Below are 17091 nucleotides of genomic sequence, written 5' to 3' on the forward strand. Positions count from 1 at the left end.
TTCTTAAAAAGGTCCCCAGTTGATCATCACACCGAGAATGATGAAAAGACATGAGAGAACAAACCAAACTGCCGTTAATGGAAGCATGAACTTCAACCATTTTCCATAGGAGATGCCACTCATTACTAATATCCCCATCAGCACACCGGATGTCGGATTAATGGTATTTACTAATCCTTCCCCAAAAATAACTGCCTGGACAGCTACTTGACGTGTAATATGTAGTAAATCTGCCAACGGAACAAGAATCGGCATCAATACGGTCGCTTCCCCGGAACCGGAAGAAATTAAAAAGTGAAGTGCCGCACTTCCAGTAAACATTCCAATCGAAGCAGCAAGTGGTGACAGCGGTTCAAGGAATTGAGCCAACGCATTGACGATGGTATCTAATATCTTTGCATCCTCAAGGATTAAGCCCACTGCTCTGGCCATCCCCACAATAAGAGCTCCATAGACCATTTGTTTACAACCTTGAATAAATGTCAATGCAATATCATTTGCACTCATTCGAGCAATCAAGCCGGCACCGATGGCAATAAAAATGAAAAGACCAGCCATTTCATTTTCTGTCCATTTATATATCTGAGAGAAAACTATAAAACCTAGCAAGGACAATCCAGCAAATGATAAAATTAGCTTTTGCTGCAAGGAAACCGTTACCGTAGTCTCTACTTCAGCACCTTTCACGACAATCTCAGAAGTGAACGATTTTGGGCCAAGGATACTCCTAGTCGGATCCTTTCGAATTTTGCGTGCATACAAATATATATAAATAAGAGTAACAGCCAAAAATGCTAGGTAGATAATGATCCGGTAGCCCATTCCCGAGAAAAGCGGAAGTTCGGCAATACGCTGAGATAACCCAAGCGTTTGAGGGGCAAAAACAGGTACGTTCCAACCTGTATAGGTTCCTAGATAAATAAGAGCAACGCCGAAAATAGGATCCAATTTCAATTCACGTGCGATAAGTAATCCCAACGGAATGAAAGCGATTACCGAATTGACCACAATCCCAGTCGTTCCCAAAACAGAAAATAGCAATCCTACAGGTATAATTAAAAACAGCAAGCGATTCCTGAATCGAGTAAGGGTGGACTTAAGAAACGCATCGATCGCACCCGATTTTTCAATGACAGCTAAGGCTCCGCTTGTAAATAGAATAAGGAAAATAAGTGGTGCACCTTTTACCATTCCGTGCTGAATCGTAGTAAAGAAGTCTACAAAACTTGTGGGATTTGAATCAATATAATGAAAACTTCCAGGTACTGTTAGGGTGATATCCCCTTTTTTTATCTTTTCAAATCCACCTGCTGGTAAAATGTATGTGGCAATAGCGCAAATCAATGCAACAAAAAATAATAGAACATAAGCGTCAGGTTGTACGAATCTTTTTTTCTTCTCTACTCTCACCTGATCAGCTGTCTTTTCAACTGCTTCCTCTTCCCTAATAGATTGCATAAAGTATCCTCCAATTCAAAAATTCTGTTTTCACCTTGCTCCCCCTCTATCCTTTGAAGCATTTCTCCCCGTTTTTTTGATTATCTCCATAATAGACTATCCCCCCCCATTTCATCGTATTGTAAAATTCAGAACTCACAGTTTTTTACTCTGCAAGAATCATGCCAATTTTAAATACTGCAAATATTCTATTAAACACTAATCTCTGGTCAGTTTTTAGGTTATTTTATTAGTTATTGGATAGCCTATAACACAACCATTATTATAGTATGAAAAAGATTTATAAAATAAAAAAGAAGCTCCATAAAATTTTATATTTAGGTCATAGATGTTAAACTTAATAAAATCAAAGGCAGGAACATATTTGATATGTACAAAATGTTCCTGCCTTTTTATTGTGGAGTACCGATACATAGCCATCTAGCTAAGATTTTGAAGTACTTCAAAATCAAAAATTTCATCTCACCACAGTTTTCTATGAGAATCCAGTGAACAGCTTATTTACATAATTTTCGAAAGCGGAAGTTATAGCGAATACTTCTTGATCTTGAGTACTCTACATAAAAAGAAAAGGATAAAATGTAAATTTATCCAATTGTTAAAAGAAAGGGTAAAACTTTAAAAAAATTTATAAAGAAGTTAGGTGCTAATCTTATTGAAAATGTTATTTGGTATATTTCTTATTCTATTGGGAAGTTTGTTAATTGGTTTAACAGTTAATAGTCTTGGAGATATAGGCAATACTCTAATGAAAATGATAGGGATTATATGTGTTGCATTAGGTGTCAAAACAATAATAAAAAAGAATAAAACATGAATATCCCATACATGTTTAGTAAACATAATGTATCATTATCGGTAGCAAGGATAAGGAGGATCCTTACCCTCACAAGGAATCCGCCTTTTTCTTTTTCTATGACTCTATTCATTTTTTTATACATTCCTATCCTAGCGCGGGTTTTTGGGGTCCCGTTTGTTACTGGATTAACAAAAAAACTGTTTAAAATCTTGCATACTCTTAGCGTGGGGTTTTTCGAAATGCTGGCGGTACCCCATTGCCAGCAACCTAAGATTTTAAAGTACCCTCTAAATGGAAATTTTGTGTTTTTTTGCACCGAAGTTCACTTTTATCGTTTTGGAGGCGTTTATTTTTCTTAAGTTGATGGGTATGGGATAACAAGGAAAATATTATATAAAATGATAACGAAAATAATAGATATGTCTGAATCACTTGGATGAAATCACTACTTTCAAAAAAGCCTTCACGCAATAATGATTGCATGAAGGCTTTTGATGTTTTCTTATTTTTTTGTCTCGTTGACCCATATAATAATGTCCTGGATGACGTACTCGGGAACATTGGCAGGGATTTCGTATTCACTTGGAAGACTTAATTCCCCTTCACCCTCCGTGAAGAAATGATTCAATTTCGAGTATTCTTTGAACTGAACATTCCCACGGTTTGAAAGTCCTTCCTGCCACTTTGTAAACTCATCTTTTACTGTTACTTGATAATCACGTGCGCCTTGCAGAATCAGTAAAGGCTCTTTTCGTGACTTTGCTTCCTCAACTGGGCGCCACCGTGTAACATCATACATGAAATGTGGAGACGGATAATTGTAACCAGCCGGTGGGTGATCAGGATCGAAAGTAGGATCCTGGATAAAAGCGAACTGTCTTTTTAATTCATCGATTACTTCCTTTGGTGCCCCAAGGTATTGATTCTGATCAATGGCAATGTCAGTCAAAGGGCGTGCAGGTGGTGCGAGTAAGATACTTCCTCGGACAAGTGAGGAAGGCGCTTTGCTCAGTATACGCGGCATTGTGCCAGCTCCTAGGCTATGTCCGAGAATGAAAATATTATTTGGATCAATGCCTTCCTGCTGCGCTGCTGATTTCGCTGCATATATGGCATCATCTGTAGTATCACGGTCTAACGTACCAGGTTCTGCACTCATCTTTAATGCATGTTCTAAGGTACGTTTTTCATAGCGCAACACTGCAATTCCGTTGGATGAAAGGCCCACCGCAAGGTCTCGTAAGATTTTTGTTCCCATAAATGTGCTATCGCGATCATGGATGCCAGCACCATGAACAAGAACAACTACGGGTACCTTTTCACCAGGCTTATGTTTCGGAACCGTTAATGTGGCTGGTAACGGATATGTAGAATTTCCAATGACGATTTCACGTTCTTGATAAGAAGCAGGTTGATCATAGCTAGGAAGCGGGATGGTATAAGATTCCTGGGGCGGCCTTTCCCCAACTTCATCTATTTTCCCGCCAGGTGTGAATTTAATGAGTAGCGGTATGGTAGTTCCTTCGATAGCTCCTGAAATTTCCACCGTCTGATGGACCAAGTTTCGTTCTTTTATTACAGGTGTTCCCATGCTTTTTATCCTGCTCCAGCCACTTTGTGTCCACCAGTTTTGTAATGTGTTTGCTGTAAACTTGGATTGAAAAGCAGCAGACGTCAACTGGAGTGCCTCTGCATACTTACCTTGCTGGAGATATTCAAAAAATAATGATGTACGCTCCGTTAAAGAGACTAGTTTCTTTTCTGCAGATTGTTCCTCACGTGTATCTGCGTGAATAGCTGTTGTAAGCGGGAAAGATGAAAAGCCTAAAGAAAAGAGTAGGGTAAAGGAAAGTGCTGATTTTTGTATTTTATTTTTTTTATTCATGTTTTAACCTCCAATATGTGATGGTAAAAAAACAGGTATGGTAATTAGGGTTCTGGTGCAAAAACTTCAAAATATCTGCAAGTAATCTCACAAACTTGGACATACTGATATTATTACTCTAAAAAAGGACGTGATGATCAGTGTGTAATAGCAAAATCGTCTAAACCATTGATAGGTTCATCTAAAACCAACAGTTCTGGCTTTGTCGTAATCGCTCTGGCAATTCCTAACCTCTGTTTCATCCCAAGGGAAAAATCTTTTACTTTTTCATTCTCGATATTATGTAATTTCACAAGTTCTAACGCATGGTCAATGCTTTTTTATCATAATAGCCCATGTACTCCCAATGTAAGTAGAGATTCTTTTTAGCTGTTAATTTGTCATAAAAAATAGGATATTCAATAATCGTCCCCATACGTTTTAACACGTCGAATGATGTATCCGTTAATTTCTCACCGAAAATTTCAATCTCACCACTTGTTGGTTTGATTAAATTTGTAATCACTTTCATAATCGTTGTTTTACCAGCACCGTTCGGTCCTAAAAACCCATAGATCTCTCCTTTTTTCACATGCATATTAACCCCAGAAACAACCTCTCTTCCTTCAAACGATTTTGTAAGTTGATTTGTTTTTAATATATATGACGTTTCGTTCTTCCCTTCACTTTATATTTTGATTATACGAAACAAAACTCTCGTTTCTCTTACTTGATCCTTACAAATTCCTTAAGTGTATAAAATTTGTAAAATACCACTTCTACAAGAAGAACAACCTCTTTTCCTTCAAACGATTTTGTAAGTTGATTTGTTTTTAATATACATGACATTTCGTTTTAAAAAATCTTCTTACAGCATTTATAGCCATTTCATTAAAGCTACATTTCTCCCATACACACTTTAATATTAGTCCCAACTACTTTTCTTCTTTTCTATACGTTTCCATTAGTTTTAGCATATAAATGTCCCCCTAATTATCTTTTTAGTTTTTCCAACAAAAAAAGAAATCTTAAATAAATCAGATTGCCTCTCACGTATATTTTGGAGTTACTTTACGTTTACATTCATTACATATATAACAGCAATCAGTAAAGAAACTATTAGTCTAATAGAGGTTCAGCCGCATGCCCATCAGCTAATACAACTAGTTGACCCAAAAACAAAAAAATGTACATTTTCACCTGGAGATGCCAATTTTCTCGTTTTGGGGATATTTGCTTTTCTTAGCTTGATGGTGATGTAGTTTTACCCCACATCCATCAACTTAAGGATTATATAGATTTATTAATAAAAATTAAAAATCTATAAGGCTTGAAATTGACGTTGGGTCATTTTATATACTGTTAAGTAGCTACTATTTAGCGATATCATAAAAGAAATTAGAAAAATAGGAGGTTTTTAGATGAAACAGGGCGATATTATTATTTATGGATGTGTCATTATAGGTGCAGGTATTGGACTGCCACTGGATCATGCATTTCCTGGTGTACTAATTGGCTTAGGAGCAGGCTACTTACTTAAAAATTTTTTTAGTAAAGAAGAATAGATGTGGAATGAAGAAAATAATCGTTAACGATAGAATCTTAACGTACAGAAAGGTAGGTTTATCAGTTGATACACATTAATAAAGTTGGAGAGCTGACAGGTGTTACAGTACGAACACTGCGTTATTACGATAAAATCGGATTATTAAAACCAGCATCCAAAACAGAGGGTGGCCATCGTTTATATACAAATGAAGAAATAAAAAAACTACAGCAGGTTCAATTTTTAAAAAAAGTTGGATTTCCGTTACAAGAGATTAAGAATATGCTCGACTTCAATGAGTGGGATTGGTCGGATAGTTTAAAGAGTCAATTATCCTATGTGATAAAAGAACAGGAAAATTTAAAGAAAATAGAGTTATCCTTACGGGAAATGATACATGGAATTGCGATAGAAGGAGAAGAAAGCTGGATCGCGATTCAGAAGATCATGCAATTATCCAGCAAAGATAAAGAGATACAACAGTATTATCGCGAATCTGTATTTAAAGAAAAAGAAATAAAACTATGGGAAAAGGTTCCTAATATGGCAAGTAACTGCTCTGATTCACTCGAATGGATTGCTCTGATAGGTCAGTTAAAGCGTTATATGAAGGACGGTCCAAAAGCAACCAAAGTCCAAAATATCATTAGAAGAATGGATGAAAAACGCTTAGAGGAATTTGAAGGTGAGGATGAATTTTTAGATAAGCTTTGGGAGATAAGGATGTCTCCAAAACAATCAGAGAAACTAAGTTTATATCCAATTGATCAAGATGTGCTTGAGTTTATGAACCAGGCATATGCCATTTTTATGACTGAAAAGAATAATCCTCAACCGAAATAAGGGAGATCGAGCGATGGGTACAGAACAACTTCTCCTAATAGGGGGATTGGCCATATTGGACACGTTAAGCCCTACTACAATAGGAGTAACAATATATCTACTTTTAACAGATACAGAGAGACTTACTAAACGTTTATTGGTTTATTTATTGACGGTAGCAGGATTTTATTTTGCTGTTGGAGTTTCACTCATGTTAGGATTAGATTTTTTATTTGCGATTATTTCTGGCGTATTTCAAAATCGAATCGTAAGCTGGACGTTCTTTATTATTGGAGCCATATTATTCATCGCAAGCTTTTATATTCCAACAAAGAAAAGTTCAGCGCTACCTGCACCAAAATCAAAAAGCATTCTTTCAATGATTACGCTAGGATTCACTACCTCATTAATTGAAGTGGGAACTGCATTACCTTATTTTACAGCAATTGGCATAATGACTACTTCTAATCTGTCATGGGTGGAATGGTCTTCTATTTTAGCTGGATACAACTTTATCATGGTATTGCCCTCTCTTGTACTTTTTCTCTTCTATCTCCTGTTTGGTCGGTGGATGCAAAAACCTCTCGAGAGGCTTCGAGTGAAAATCGCTAATAGTACAGGATCAGCTCTGTCATGGATTATGTGTATAGTTGGCCTCCTCCTAATATTTAATAGCCTGGATTATTTATAGGGTGTTTTTCCAGAGTACTAGATAAAAGTATCATTATTCAAATATCGGGTGAGATTTTTAAATAACAAAAGAAGAAATGGTCAAACTGTATTTCAAACCTACATCTATATTGATTTAGATAGAAATTTTGAAGAAGAATACGAATTTGTACTTCGACTCTTATACAAACACCCCCTCCTACAGGATGTAATAGCATATCGGATTGAATATGAGGACTTGCCAGAGCAATATGATAATAAAATAATAAAATCCTACTAGCTCAAAAGTGATGTTAAACTAATTAGAAAATCTAAAATTAGGGAGGGAGTATTATGGACAAAAATGTTCATACATTTCCAGTACTTGAAACGAATAATGTAGAAAAACTTACACCTATTATTAACCCACAACAATCAATCTTTTACAGGCAATTACTCTCCCTTCCAATTTCCTCATATTCACCTAATTTTGATGTAGGAGTCTTACTGCCCGCATTTTGCGAGATAAAATGCGTATCCATCCAATTCATAATTATTTCTTCCAACTGTGGATGAAGTGGCTTTCCCGCCCCTTCTTCATAATTCTTTTTAAACTCTAAAGCTCTGAACTCACCTTCAAAACTTTTCAAACTATGATCCATATTTTTTATTACATGTACTTCAGAATTACCTTTCACATAATCACCAATTCGTTTCGCCTTTTCTGGATCAGCCTGAATGTCTTTATCACCAGCGATAGCTAGCACGGGACATGTTACTTTTTGTAAATCTATATATATGTCATGCTGAAAATGCTCTCTAAACCACTTTGCGTTCATCGGTTTAAAACCAATTTTAATTGTATCTTTTTCCGTGTTCATCATTTTCTCTTTTATTTTTTCCATCTGCTTCTCTCCACGTTTCTCCACATTGAGTAGACGCATTAACTTCCCTTTTATTCCTTTCTGCTCTTTTAGTTCTTTATAAGCAATCTCTCTTTGTCTTTTCGAAGCTTCTTCTAATGATTCCGCAGCTCCAGTAAGTAATAGGAGTCCATTAACTGGTGTTTTTGCATTTGCTACCGTCGCTAACATACAGCCTTCACTATGACCAGCTAAAATGATATTTTCCGGATCAACAAATGGTTGTTCTTTTAAATACGTAATCGTAGCCTCTATGTCACTAACTAAATCCCACATTCCAGTCTTCGTAAATTCCCCATCACTCTTTCCTACTCCGCGCTTATCAAAACGGAGCGTCACTACTCCAAGTTTCGCGATCACATGTGCTAAATCTTTATATATATTTGACTCAAGCTTTAGCGGTAATATCGTTCCATCACGATCAACTTCTCCAGATCCCGCGATAATTACAACTGCAGCATACTTCCCATCATCTTTCGGCTTTGTAATCGTACCTTGCAAAGTTAATTCACTATTTATCGCTACTTCATATTCGTCAAAGGTCATTATATTTTCCCCCCTCTATTCTTTTATATCCAATTTAAATTTCAAACTCGCTATCATATTTTTATACTCTAGTAAGTTTTTCATCGATGCGAAAATTGGGTTCTCTGCAATACTTTGTAACATGCTCCGCTTTATAATTTCTTCATTTCTAACCGTTTTAGCGCCAAGCGGAAATTCTGCAAACCATCCATCAATCGCATCAAAATATGAATCGCCGTGTAAATGCAGATTATTTACTATAAAACTAGCTGCACAAACTGTTGAATATTTCTGCAACATTTCTAATGCTCTTTCATAGTTTTCTTGCATACAATATACTTGCGCAGCAGCATAGTAAACTTTTAAAGTCATATGGGGATGTAATTTTTCTATTTCATAAATGTCTATTAACATAAAAGCTCTATTTAAAATTATTTCTACCTTTTCGGCGCTCGAAGCATTTACTAATACATAATTCGGTATTGTCGCAACGAGTTGCATTAAATGTTGATACATACTAATTTGCATAATTTCATTCGCCTTTTCAGCAATTCCAAGCATTTGATACGCCTGTGCAATTAGGTCTTCTTCTGGAACGTTAGGACGTATCGTTCCGCCAAGCAATTGCAGCACTTCATTCGGTCTATTCAGTAGAAGATAGCAAGTTGCTTTAAACGATACCGCTTCTTTCGCAAGAGAAACATCGTCACTTTCTTCCTGCACCCTGCTAAAAAGATGAATTGTCTCTTCTAAAATTTCAATTCTTTCATCCGTATCCTTTGTTAACATATGATGGTTCATAAAAAGTACTCCCATTTGAATTAATAGTGGAAAACAAGAATAATATTTTTTTATTATTTCTCTGCATTCCATCATTACTTCATCAAACGGTTCTTCACTAAAAGCTTCCGCAAGTCTATGGTATAAACTTTTAATATCTTCTTGTTCCATTTGCGGTGCATAGCCAATTAGTTCATCTATACTTATGTTAAAGTACGATGCTAGCAGTGGTAAAAATGTAATATCCGGATAACTTTGTCCCGTTTCCCATTTCGAAACAGATGCTTTTGTAATACCGATATAAGCCGCTAACTCTTCTTGTGTCATTCCCTTTTCTTTTCTCTTATCCGCAATGATTTTATGAATATGAATCTCTCTCACTTTATCACCTCATACTTTTATTATATGTTTTTATTTCACACAAAATATGGATTTAAAGTAAACTTCCGTTAACAAAATCAACCGTTAGGAAACATCTGCCTAAAATAAAAAGAAGCTCCATACAACTAGAACTTCTTTTCCTATGTATATTTACTTCGTTATCTCACCAAACTGCGCTCTCGTCACTTTCGCCAAGTCATCAACTTTAAGCTCAATTTGTGTACCAATTTTCCCGCCGCTTACTATGATCGTTTCAAGTAATTGGGCGCTTTCATCAATACATGTAGAAAATAACTTCTTCATTCCGACTGGTGAACAACCGCCGCGAATATATCCTGACACTTTCGTAATATCTTTTACAGGAATCATTTCAATTTTCTTTTCACCAACTACTTTTGCCGCTGCTTTTAAATTCAGTTCCTCATCTACTGGAATGATAAAAACATGATAATTTTTACTATTTCCTTGAGCGATTAACGTTTTATATACTTCTCTCACTTCTCGTCCAATTTTCTCAGCTACTGATACCCCATCAATTTTTCCATCGTCCGGATCGTATGACATCATTGAATATTCAATTTTTTCTTTATCTAAAATTCGCATTGCATTTGTTTTATCTTTTTTCATGATTTTCTCCTTAAAAAGTTATTCCATATTATTAAGTTTTCTTATATTATACACTCTTTTCAATTTCGCCTACATAACTTCACGTATATTTCAAAACTGAAAATATTGTTTTTTCAAAAAACATCTGATATAATTTGGAAAAACTTATGTTAAGGAGAGATTTGTAATGCGAATTTTTAATACTTCTTTCCAACTTCATCATCATACGTAACGCCGTGTATCCGAAGAAAAATTTTTCTTCGTGGGTACAGGGCTTTTCCTGTTGACCCACGAAGCATTCATAAAGCTATGTGGGTATTTTTATACCTGCATAGCTTTTTTTAATTTAAAAAGGAGTGATTACTATGGAAATGAAAAATGTAAAAGGAACAAAAGACTATTTACCAGAGGAGCAAGTGTTGCGAAATAAAATTAAAAGGGCTTGTGAAGATACATTTGAACGATATGGATGTAAACCGTTAGAAACACCAACGTTAAATATGTATGAACTTATGGCATATAAATACGGCGGTGGTGATGAAATTTTAAAAGAAATATACACACTTCAGGATCAAGGAAAACGTGAGCTTGCCTTACGTTACGATCTAACAATTCCATTCGCAAAAGTCGTGGCGATGAATCCAAATATTCGCCTCCCTTTTAAACGCTATGAAATTGGGAAAGTATTTCGAGATGGTCCGATAAAACAAGGGAGATTTCGTGAGTTCATTCAATGCGACGTTGATATAGTTGGTGTAGAATCTGTCATGGCGGAAGCTGAACTCATGAGCATGGCGTTTGAACTGTTCCGAACGTTAAACTTAGAAGTAGCAATTCAATATAATAATCGAAAATTATTAAATGGCATTCTCCAGTCTATGAACATTCCTGCCGAATTGACGAATGACGTAATTTTATCATTAGACAAAATTGAAAAGATCGGAATTGATGGTGTAAGGAAAGATTTATTAGAGCGAGGGATTGCTGCACCAACAGTAGAATCAGTATGTAATACCGTTTTATCTTGTATGAAGTTTGAACTCACTGAATTTGAAGAAGCATTTAATAGTACACTTGTTACCGATGGAATAAACGAATTACAACAATTGCAACAATATTTAATCGCTCTCGGAATAAATGAAAATACGATATTCAATCCGTTTTTAGCAAGAGGACTCACAATGTATACAGGTACTGTATATGAAATCTTCCTAAAAGATGGCACGATTACATCTAGCATTGGTAGCGGTGGTCGTTACGATAATATTATTGGAGCGTTCCGTGGTGATAATATGAACTATCCAACAGTCGGTATTTCATTCGGCTTAGATGTTATTTATGCAGCACTATCACAGAAAGAAACAACATCATCTACAACGGATCTTTTTATCATCCCACTCGGGACTGAATTACAATGCTTACAAATTGCACAACAATTACGAGCTACTACTTCATTAAAAATCGAACTTGAACTAGCAGGACGCAAACTAAAACGTGCCCTTAATTATGCAAATAAAGAGAATATCCCTTATGTGCTTATACTCGGTGAAGAGGAACTATGTACAGAAACAGTTATGCTGCGGAATATGAAGGAAGGTAGTGAAGTGAAAGTTCCCTTTTCTTCTTTGAAAGACAATACATTAAATAATTATTTTAATATGCCTACTAAGTTATGATTGCGAAATGTTCCCAAAACGTAAGTTATGTAAGCTAAAAACTCCATTAAATAATAATGGAGTTTTTACCGTTACTTATTATTGTTTAAATATAAATGTCTATTTGTATTTCCTTTCCGCTTCACAATCTTTTTGTTCATTTTTTAAAGTTTTGAATTACTATTCCCTAAACACAATGGATATATTAAATCAACTCTTTAGAAAACCAAAAAATCTAGTTGAACAGACTTTTACTTCATTTGAACCTCATGGGCATGATGTCCCCTGACTTAGGTAGTTTTTCTAAATAATAGTTAATGATAATTAGTTCACATAACATAATTATCATTAACTCCCCCCCCCGCCCCCACTACCAAGTCAAGAGAAATTCGTATCCGTCTCTTCTATACCAATTCCATCTCTTAACTATTATTTTGTGTATTCCTACTCTCCAAAACTTTCTCCATATTATGAGTTGCCCATTCCATCATTAATAGAATCATTGGACGGAGTGATTCACCAAGCTCAGTTAACGAATATTCTACTTTTGGTGGCACTTCACGGTATACTTCACGATGTATGATGCCATCTGCCTCGAGTTCTCTAAGCTGCAGTGTTAACATTCTTTGTGTGATATTAGGTTTTAATCTTTTTAGTTCATTAAATCGCTTCTTACCATCTAATAAATGATACAGAATAACCCCTTTCCATTTTCCGCCAATAACCTCAACCATAGCTTCGACTGGACAAGAATATTTATTTAAAAATGGGTAATTTATATTATCTTCTTTTGAACAATCCATAAAAATCCCTTCCCTTAACAATAGTATCTTTTTTGATACTATAGCACATAAATGTGCGTACTTGTATCAATGTTACTTAAAAAATATAATTTGGTTATAAAATAAATGAATGAAAAGAGGAACTTTTATGACAAACACAAAACAAATTACAAAAGAAAAAATTATGGAGGCTTTTCATTTCAGACATGCATGTAAAGAGTTCGATCCTATGCACAAAATTTCAGACGAGGATTTTAAATTTATTTTAGAAACTGGAAGACTATCCCCTTCTTCTTTTGGATATGAGCCTTGGAAATTTATAGTGGTACAAAGTAAAGAAGTAAGAGAAAAACTATTACCTTATTCATGGGGAGCTGGTGGACAGCTTTCAACAGCAAGTCATTTTGTCATTGTCCTTTCAAGAAACATTAAAGATATGCACTATGATGCAGAGTATATCAAATATATGATGAACGATATTATTGGATTACCTGAAGACACTCAAAAAATTAGATATGAATTCTTTAAAAAGTTTCAGGAATCAGATTTTAACTTGCTAGAATCCGACCGTGCTGTATTTGATTGGGCATCAAAACAAACCTATATTGCTTTAGCTAATATGATGACTAGCGCAGCTCAAATCGGTATCGATTCTTGTCCAATAGAAGGATTTGATAAAGAGAAAGTAGATACTTTACTTCGTCAAGAAGGGATTGTAAAAGACGATAATCTTGAAGTATCAGTTATGGTTGCCTTTGGTTACCGTAAAGAAGAGCCAAAGCGTGATAAAACAAGACAAATTATGGATACAATTGTTGAATGGATTTAGTAATATAGCACTCACAAATAATGCTCCTTATAGCTGGATACTTATACTAAAGAAGAATCAGTTGTTTTTCTTATGTATGAATTTGATTTTTCATGGAAAGATATATTAGTAAGTATGCAGTTTGAACACTCTATTTTTTAGAGTTGGACAGGAGGAGAATGAATATGTCTGATATTGAAGTTGGCGAAGTGTTTACACTTAGTGATGAGAATAATGAAGAGCAAGAAGTTGAAGTACTTGGTGCGATGGATGTCGAAGGAGCAGAATACATAGCAGTTGCCTTTGTAGAAGACATTCAAACAGAAACTGAGGAAGACATTGATATCTTCTTTTTAAAAGTAGAAGAAGATAATGAGTTTTCATACATTGAAAATGACGAAGAGTTTGAAAAAGTATCTGCTGCTTTTGAGAAGATTTTGGATGAGCAAGAATAACGTTCGTTAAGTCTATGAGGGGGATATATATCCGCCCTCTTTTTTTATTCATCACTTATCAGACTAAATATATTAAAGAGATTTATGCAGCAATTCCAGTATATCTGTCATCGCAAAAGGACCATCTTTTTTTACATGCTCCGCAAATTCAGAAACGAGACGTAGTGTTCTTACACTTTCAATTGGATGCTCTCCTGATGCACTTTCAGCAGAAAGCATAACCGCATTCGTTCCGTCCAGTACAGCTTGAAATACATCAGTCACCTCAGCTCTTGTAGGAACAGAATGATCTACCATAGATTGAAGCATTTGCGTCGCTGTAATGACATATGTATTCGTTCGATTACATTCACGAATCATCATTTTTTGTAAAAGAGGAACAAATTGATACGGCAATTCCACTCCTAAATCGCCCCTTGCAATCATAATTCCATCTGCTTCTTTGCATATATCTTGAAAATTCTCGATCGCTTCCATCGTTTCTATTTTTGCAATTAAATTTGGAGAAGTTTCTTTATGCTGTTGTATAAAATCCCGTATTTCCTTTATATGACTAGATTTTCGTACAAAAGAACACGCGATAAAATCAACATTCTCTTCTAAAAGAAACTGAATATCTTTTTTATCTTTCTCTGTAATAGCCGGTAAGCTAACAGTGGCACCTGGTAAATTCACCCCTTTATGAGATGAAATATTACCACCTGTTTTGATCTTTGTTTCTATTTTTTCCGGACTTATCTTTTCAACAATTAATTCAACTTCTCCATCATTAATCAAAATTCTACTTCCAACTTTCACATCATTCGCAATTCCTACATAATCAACACTTGCTTCTGTATTACTCCCTGGAACTGGCTGCGTATGTAAAATAAATGACTCTCCCGCCTTAAGTGTAACTTGCTCTTCCTTCATTTCACCTATTCTTATTTTAGGACCTTGTACATCACCTAAAATTTTAATAGAATCATCTAAAGATTTCACTAAACGAATGATCTCTTTGTGACTATCATGGGTACCATGTGATAAGTTTAATCGAACAATTCTCATGCCATTTTTTATTAACTGGGCTAACGTTTCTTTATTATTACTTGCTGGCCCAATTGTACAAATTCGATCAATTGTCATATTTCCACCATCCTTTTTAGTTAGGCTTCCCATTAACTTTAGAAATAACAAATTTATACTCTCTACGTAAAAAGAGCCTACTCACACCAGTAGGCTTCTTTTACACTACGATAACTTCGTCAATAACTGATTTAAATCTTTTTTCGTTTTCGTCGTTAATGACTTCATTTTATTAATATCAATTTTTTCTTTCTCCGCTCCTACAATTAACGGATACATACTTTGACCGATTGTTTTAGAATCCGTCGGATGTGATGCTTCTAACTCTTTTTCAATTACATCCCACTTTTCATTAATTTGTTTGCCAAGCTTATTCACTGTTTCCAATTTCGGATTAGCAGCTAATTGCTTGTCTAAGCTTTCAATTAATGTAACGACTTCTTTTACGTTCGTTTTCACAGCGACACTTTTCTTCGGATCTTTAGTAGTCTTTCCGCTTGTCGTTTGGTCTGTCGTGTTCCCGCTAGTAGTTTGCTCATTCGTTTTTCCTGTCGTTTCTTTATCTTTTGACGTTTTGCCGTTACTTTCTGTTCCCGATGATTCTTTTGTATTTTTTGCATCTTTATCTGTTTTTTCATTTGAAGAAGTATTTGTTTCTTTTTCAGTATCTTTCGTTGTTTTTGACGCTTCATCTGTACTTGTCGTTTTTACTTCCCCTTCATTTTGTGCCGTTACTTGCTCTTTCTTTTCTTTTTCTTTATCAGCTGAAGGACTACAAGCTGCCATAGTAAGCATTGTACCAATTGTTATCGATGCGATAGCGACCTTTTTCATTTTCATATAAATCCCCCTATGTTTACAATTTTATCCTCCCCTTTACGATTCTATTTCCCCTTAAAAAATCCCTTTTCACATGAATTACCATCTTTCCGACAGTATTCTTCATAATAATACGTACAAAAACTGATAAACTCATTTTAATATTCGAGTTTCTTCTACTTCATTTTTCTGCTCTGCTATAAAAGAAAAAGAGTATATTGTCACATTAAGAATTACTATCTGCATATGACGATATACTCTCCTATCAAATTTTTATCTTTCTTGACATTTTATTTAAACAAAAAAATAAAATTTTCTTTCATTTTTTTGTTTCTCAATATTTGTTAACATAATATATTTATGAGTAACCACCATTTGAATGAATGATTTGTCCAGTAACCCACTTCGCCTCTTCACTTACTAAAAAGGAAATTAAACGTGCTACATCTACCGGTTCTCCAACTCTTTCTTGCGGGAATTTCCATACTAAATAATGATTTAATTCCTCTGTAATCCATCCGGTATTCGTCGGTCCTGGATCAACAGCATTCACAGTAATCCCCTTTTCCATCGCAACTGGTGCCACAGATTTTGTAAATGCTTCGATTGCTCCTTTCGTCGCTACATATGCAAGTTCATCTGGCATTGGACCTAGTGACTGTCCTGAAGTAAGATTAATAATACTTCCATTCGTTTTTAATGCATAATGTTTTATAAATAATGAACTCAATAGCATAGTAGCCCGGACATTAACTGTATAATGTTTATCTAACTGTTCTACATCTAACTCCTCTATTTTCGTATGTGTAGCATATGCTGCATTATTAATTAGAATAGATGGATCGCCTAAACGTTCTGATACCATATAAAACAAACGATTTGGCGAATACGACTGCGATAAATTGATTTCTGCCATTTCACATCGAACCCCGAAACTTTCAATCTCCTTTTTCAATACAAAGGGTTCTTGATCATTCATTCCCCATGGCATCGCTTTATCATACTGAGGCCAATACGTGAAAAAAATGTCTATCCCCTTTTGAGCAAGCACCTTGCATACAGCTGCACCAATTCCATTCAGACGAGTTGCCCCTGTTACAATTGCTATTTTCTTCACCTTTTTTCTCCTCCATCTATGGATAAATCCCCTGCACG

General features: G+C 35.2%; 15 protein-coding genes and 1 pseudogene. 6 read left to right on the forward strand and 10 right to left on the reverse strand.

The features are described from left to right. Nucleotides 1-3: 3 nt before the first annotated feature. The 3 genes and pseudogenes from ACQKNR_RS16625 to ACQKNR_RS16635 all read right to left on the reverse strand — a co-directional run. Nucleotides 4-1458: a YfcC family protein gene (locus tag ACQKNR_RS16625; RefSeq protein WP_427318832.1), complete on the reverse strand. Its 1455-nt coding sequence runs from the start codon at nucleotides 1456-1458 to the stop codon at nucleotides 4-6. Between the two features lie 1301 nt (nucleotides 1459-2759). Then, nucleotides 2760-4142 carry an alpha/beta fold hydrolase gene (locus tag ACQKNR_RS16630; protein ID WP_427318833.1) on the reverse strand — a complete coding sequence of 461 codons (1383 nt, stop codon included), beginning with the start codon at nucleotides 4140-4142 and terminating at the stop codon, nucleotides 2760-2762. Nucleotides 4143-4288: 146 nt separating this feature from the next. Continuing rightward, a pseudogene (locus ACQKNR_RS16635) lies at nucleotides 4289-4782 on the reverse strand (ATP-binding cassette domain-containing protein); the annotation flags it as partial. A gap of 760 nt (nucleotides 4783-5542) precedes the next feature. Between ACQKNR_RS16635 and ACQKNR_RS16640 the strand changes: the two are divergent. The 3 genes from ACQKNR_RS16640 (at nucleotide 5543) to ACQKNR_RS16650 (ending at nucleotide 7180) form a co-directional block, all read left to right on the forward strand. After that, complete coding sequence (locus tag ACQKNR_RS16640) at nucleotides 5543-5686, forward strand: hypothetical protein (RefSeq protein WP_427318834.1); 144 nt, start codon at nucleotides 5543-5545, stop codon at nucleotides 5684-5686. 65 nt (nucleotides 5687-5751) lie between these two features. After that, nucleotides 5752-6510 (forward strand): MerR family transcriptional regulator, encoded by a 759-nt coding sequence (locus ACQKNR_RS16645; RefSeq protein WP_427318835.1) that lies wholly within the window; start codon nucleotides 5752-5754, stop codon nucleotides 6508-6510. A 13-nt stretch (nucleotides 6511-6523) separates the two neighbouring features. Continuing rightward, nucleotides 6524-7180, forward strand: a complete 657-nt coding sequence (locus ACQKNR_RS16650) for a GAP family protein (protein WP_427318836.1) — start codon at nucleotides 6524-6526, stop codon at nucleotides 7178-7180. Nucleotides 7181-7580: 400 nt separating this feature from the next. On the opposite strand, the gene ACQKNR_RS16655 is transcribed toward ACQKNR_RS16650, so the two are convergent. From ACQKNR_RS16655 to ybaK, 3 genes are all read right to left on the reverse strand, one after another. Next, entirely contained in the window at nucleotides 7581-8606 is a 1026-nt protein-coding gene (locus tag ACQKNR_RS16655) for an alpha/beta hydrolase family protein (RefSeq protein ID WP_427318837.1), read from the reverse strand. 15 nt (nucleotides 8607-8621) lie between these two features. Further along, nucleotides 8622-9746: a helix-turn-helix domain-containing protein gene (locus ACQKNR_RS16660; RefSeq protein WP_427318838.1), complete on the reverse strand. Its 1125-nt coding sequence runs from the start codon at nucleotides 9744-9746 to the stop codon at nucleotides 8622-8624. Nucleotides 9747-9896: 150 nt separating this feature from the next. Continuing rightward, on the reverse strand, nucleotides 9897-10373 hold the full coding sequence (ybaK, locus tag ACQKNR_RS16665) for a Cys-tRNA(Pro) deacylase (RefSeq protein ID WP_427318839.1): 477 nt from the start codon (nucleotides 10371-10373) through the stop codon (nucleotides 9897-9899). Between the two features lie 344 nt (nucleotides 10374-10717). Between ybaK and ACQKNR_RS16670 the strand changes: the two genes are divergently transcribed. Then, nucleotides 10718-12028, forward strand: a complete 1311-nt coding sequence (locus ACQKNR_RS16670) for a histidine--tRNA ligase (RefSeq protein WP_427318840.1) — start codon at nucleotides 10718-10720, stop codon at nucleotides 12026-12028. Nucleotides 12029-12429: 401 nt separating this feature from the next. Here ACQKNR_RS16670 and ACQKNR_RS16675 read toward each other — a convergent pair whose 3' ends face one another. Next, complete coding sequence (locus ACQKNR_RS16675; protein WP_427318841.1) at nucleotides 12430-12810, reverse strand: winged helix-turn-helix transcriptional regulator; 381 nt, start codon at nucleotides 12808-12810, stop codon at nucleotides 12430-12432. 127 nt (nucleotides 12811-12937) lie between these two features. Here ACQKNR_RS16675 and ACQKNR_RS16680 point away from each other — a divergent pair, with 127 nt between their 5' ends. Together ACQKNR_RS16680 and ACQKNR_RS16685 are read left to right on the forward strand one after the other, a co-directional pair. After that, on the forward strand, nucleotides 12938-13618 hold the full coding sequence (locus ACQKNR_RS16680) for an NAD(P)H-dependent oxidoreductase (protein WP_427318842.1): 681 nt from the start codon (nucleotides 12938-12940) through the stop codon (nucleotides 13616-13618). A gap of 158 nt (nucleotides 13619-13776) precedes the next feature. Continuing rightward, the gene (locus ACQKNR_RS16685; protein WP_427318843.1) at nucleotides 13777-14052 is read left to right on the forward strand and encodes a DUF1292 domain-containing protein; all 276 of its coding nucleotides are present in this window, start codon (nucleotides 13777-13779) and stop codon (nucleotides 14050-14052) included. Nucleotides 14053-14124: 72 nt separating this feature from the next. Here ACQKNR_RS16685 and ACQKNR_RS16690 read toward each other — a convergent pair whose 3' ends face one another. The 3 genes from ACQKNR_RS16690 to ACQKNR_RS16700 all read right to left on the reverse strand — a co-directional run bounded on the left by ACQKNR_RS16690 (nucleotide 14125) and on the right by ACQKNR_RS16700 (nucleotide 17053). Then, entirely contained in the window at nucleotides 14125-15210 is a 1086-nt protein-coding gene (locus ACQKNR_RS16690; protein ID WP_427319059.1) for a pyruvate kinase, read from the reverse strand. A gap of 72 nt (nucleotides 15211-15282) precedes the next feature. Then, nucleotides 15283-15957, reverse strand: coding sequence for a hypothetical protein (locus ACQKNR_RS16695; protein ID WP_427318844.1), 675 nt, complete (start codon nucleotides 15955-15957; stop codon nucleotides 15283-15285). A 337-nt stretch (nucleotides 15958-16294) separates the two neighbouring features. Continuing rightward, the gene (locus ACQKNR_RS16700) at nucleotides 16295-17053 is read right to left on the reverse strand and encodes an SDR family oxidoreductase (RefSeq protein WP_427318845.1); all 759 of its coding nucleotides are present in this window, start codon (nucleotides 17051-17053) and stop codon (nucleotides 16295-16297) included. Between the last annotated feature and the right edge of the window lie 38 nt (nucleotides 17054-17091).

This window comes from Bacillus sp. NPDC094077, from assembly GCF_050279465.1.
GTDB lineage: Bacteria > Bacillota > Bacilli > Bacillales > Bacillaceae_G > Bacillus_A.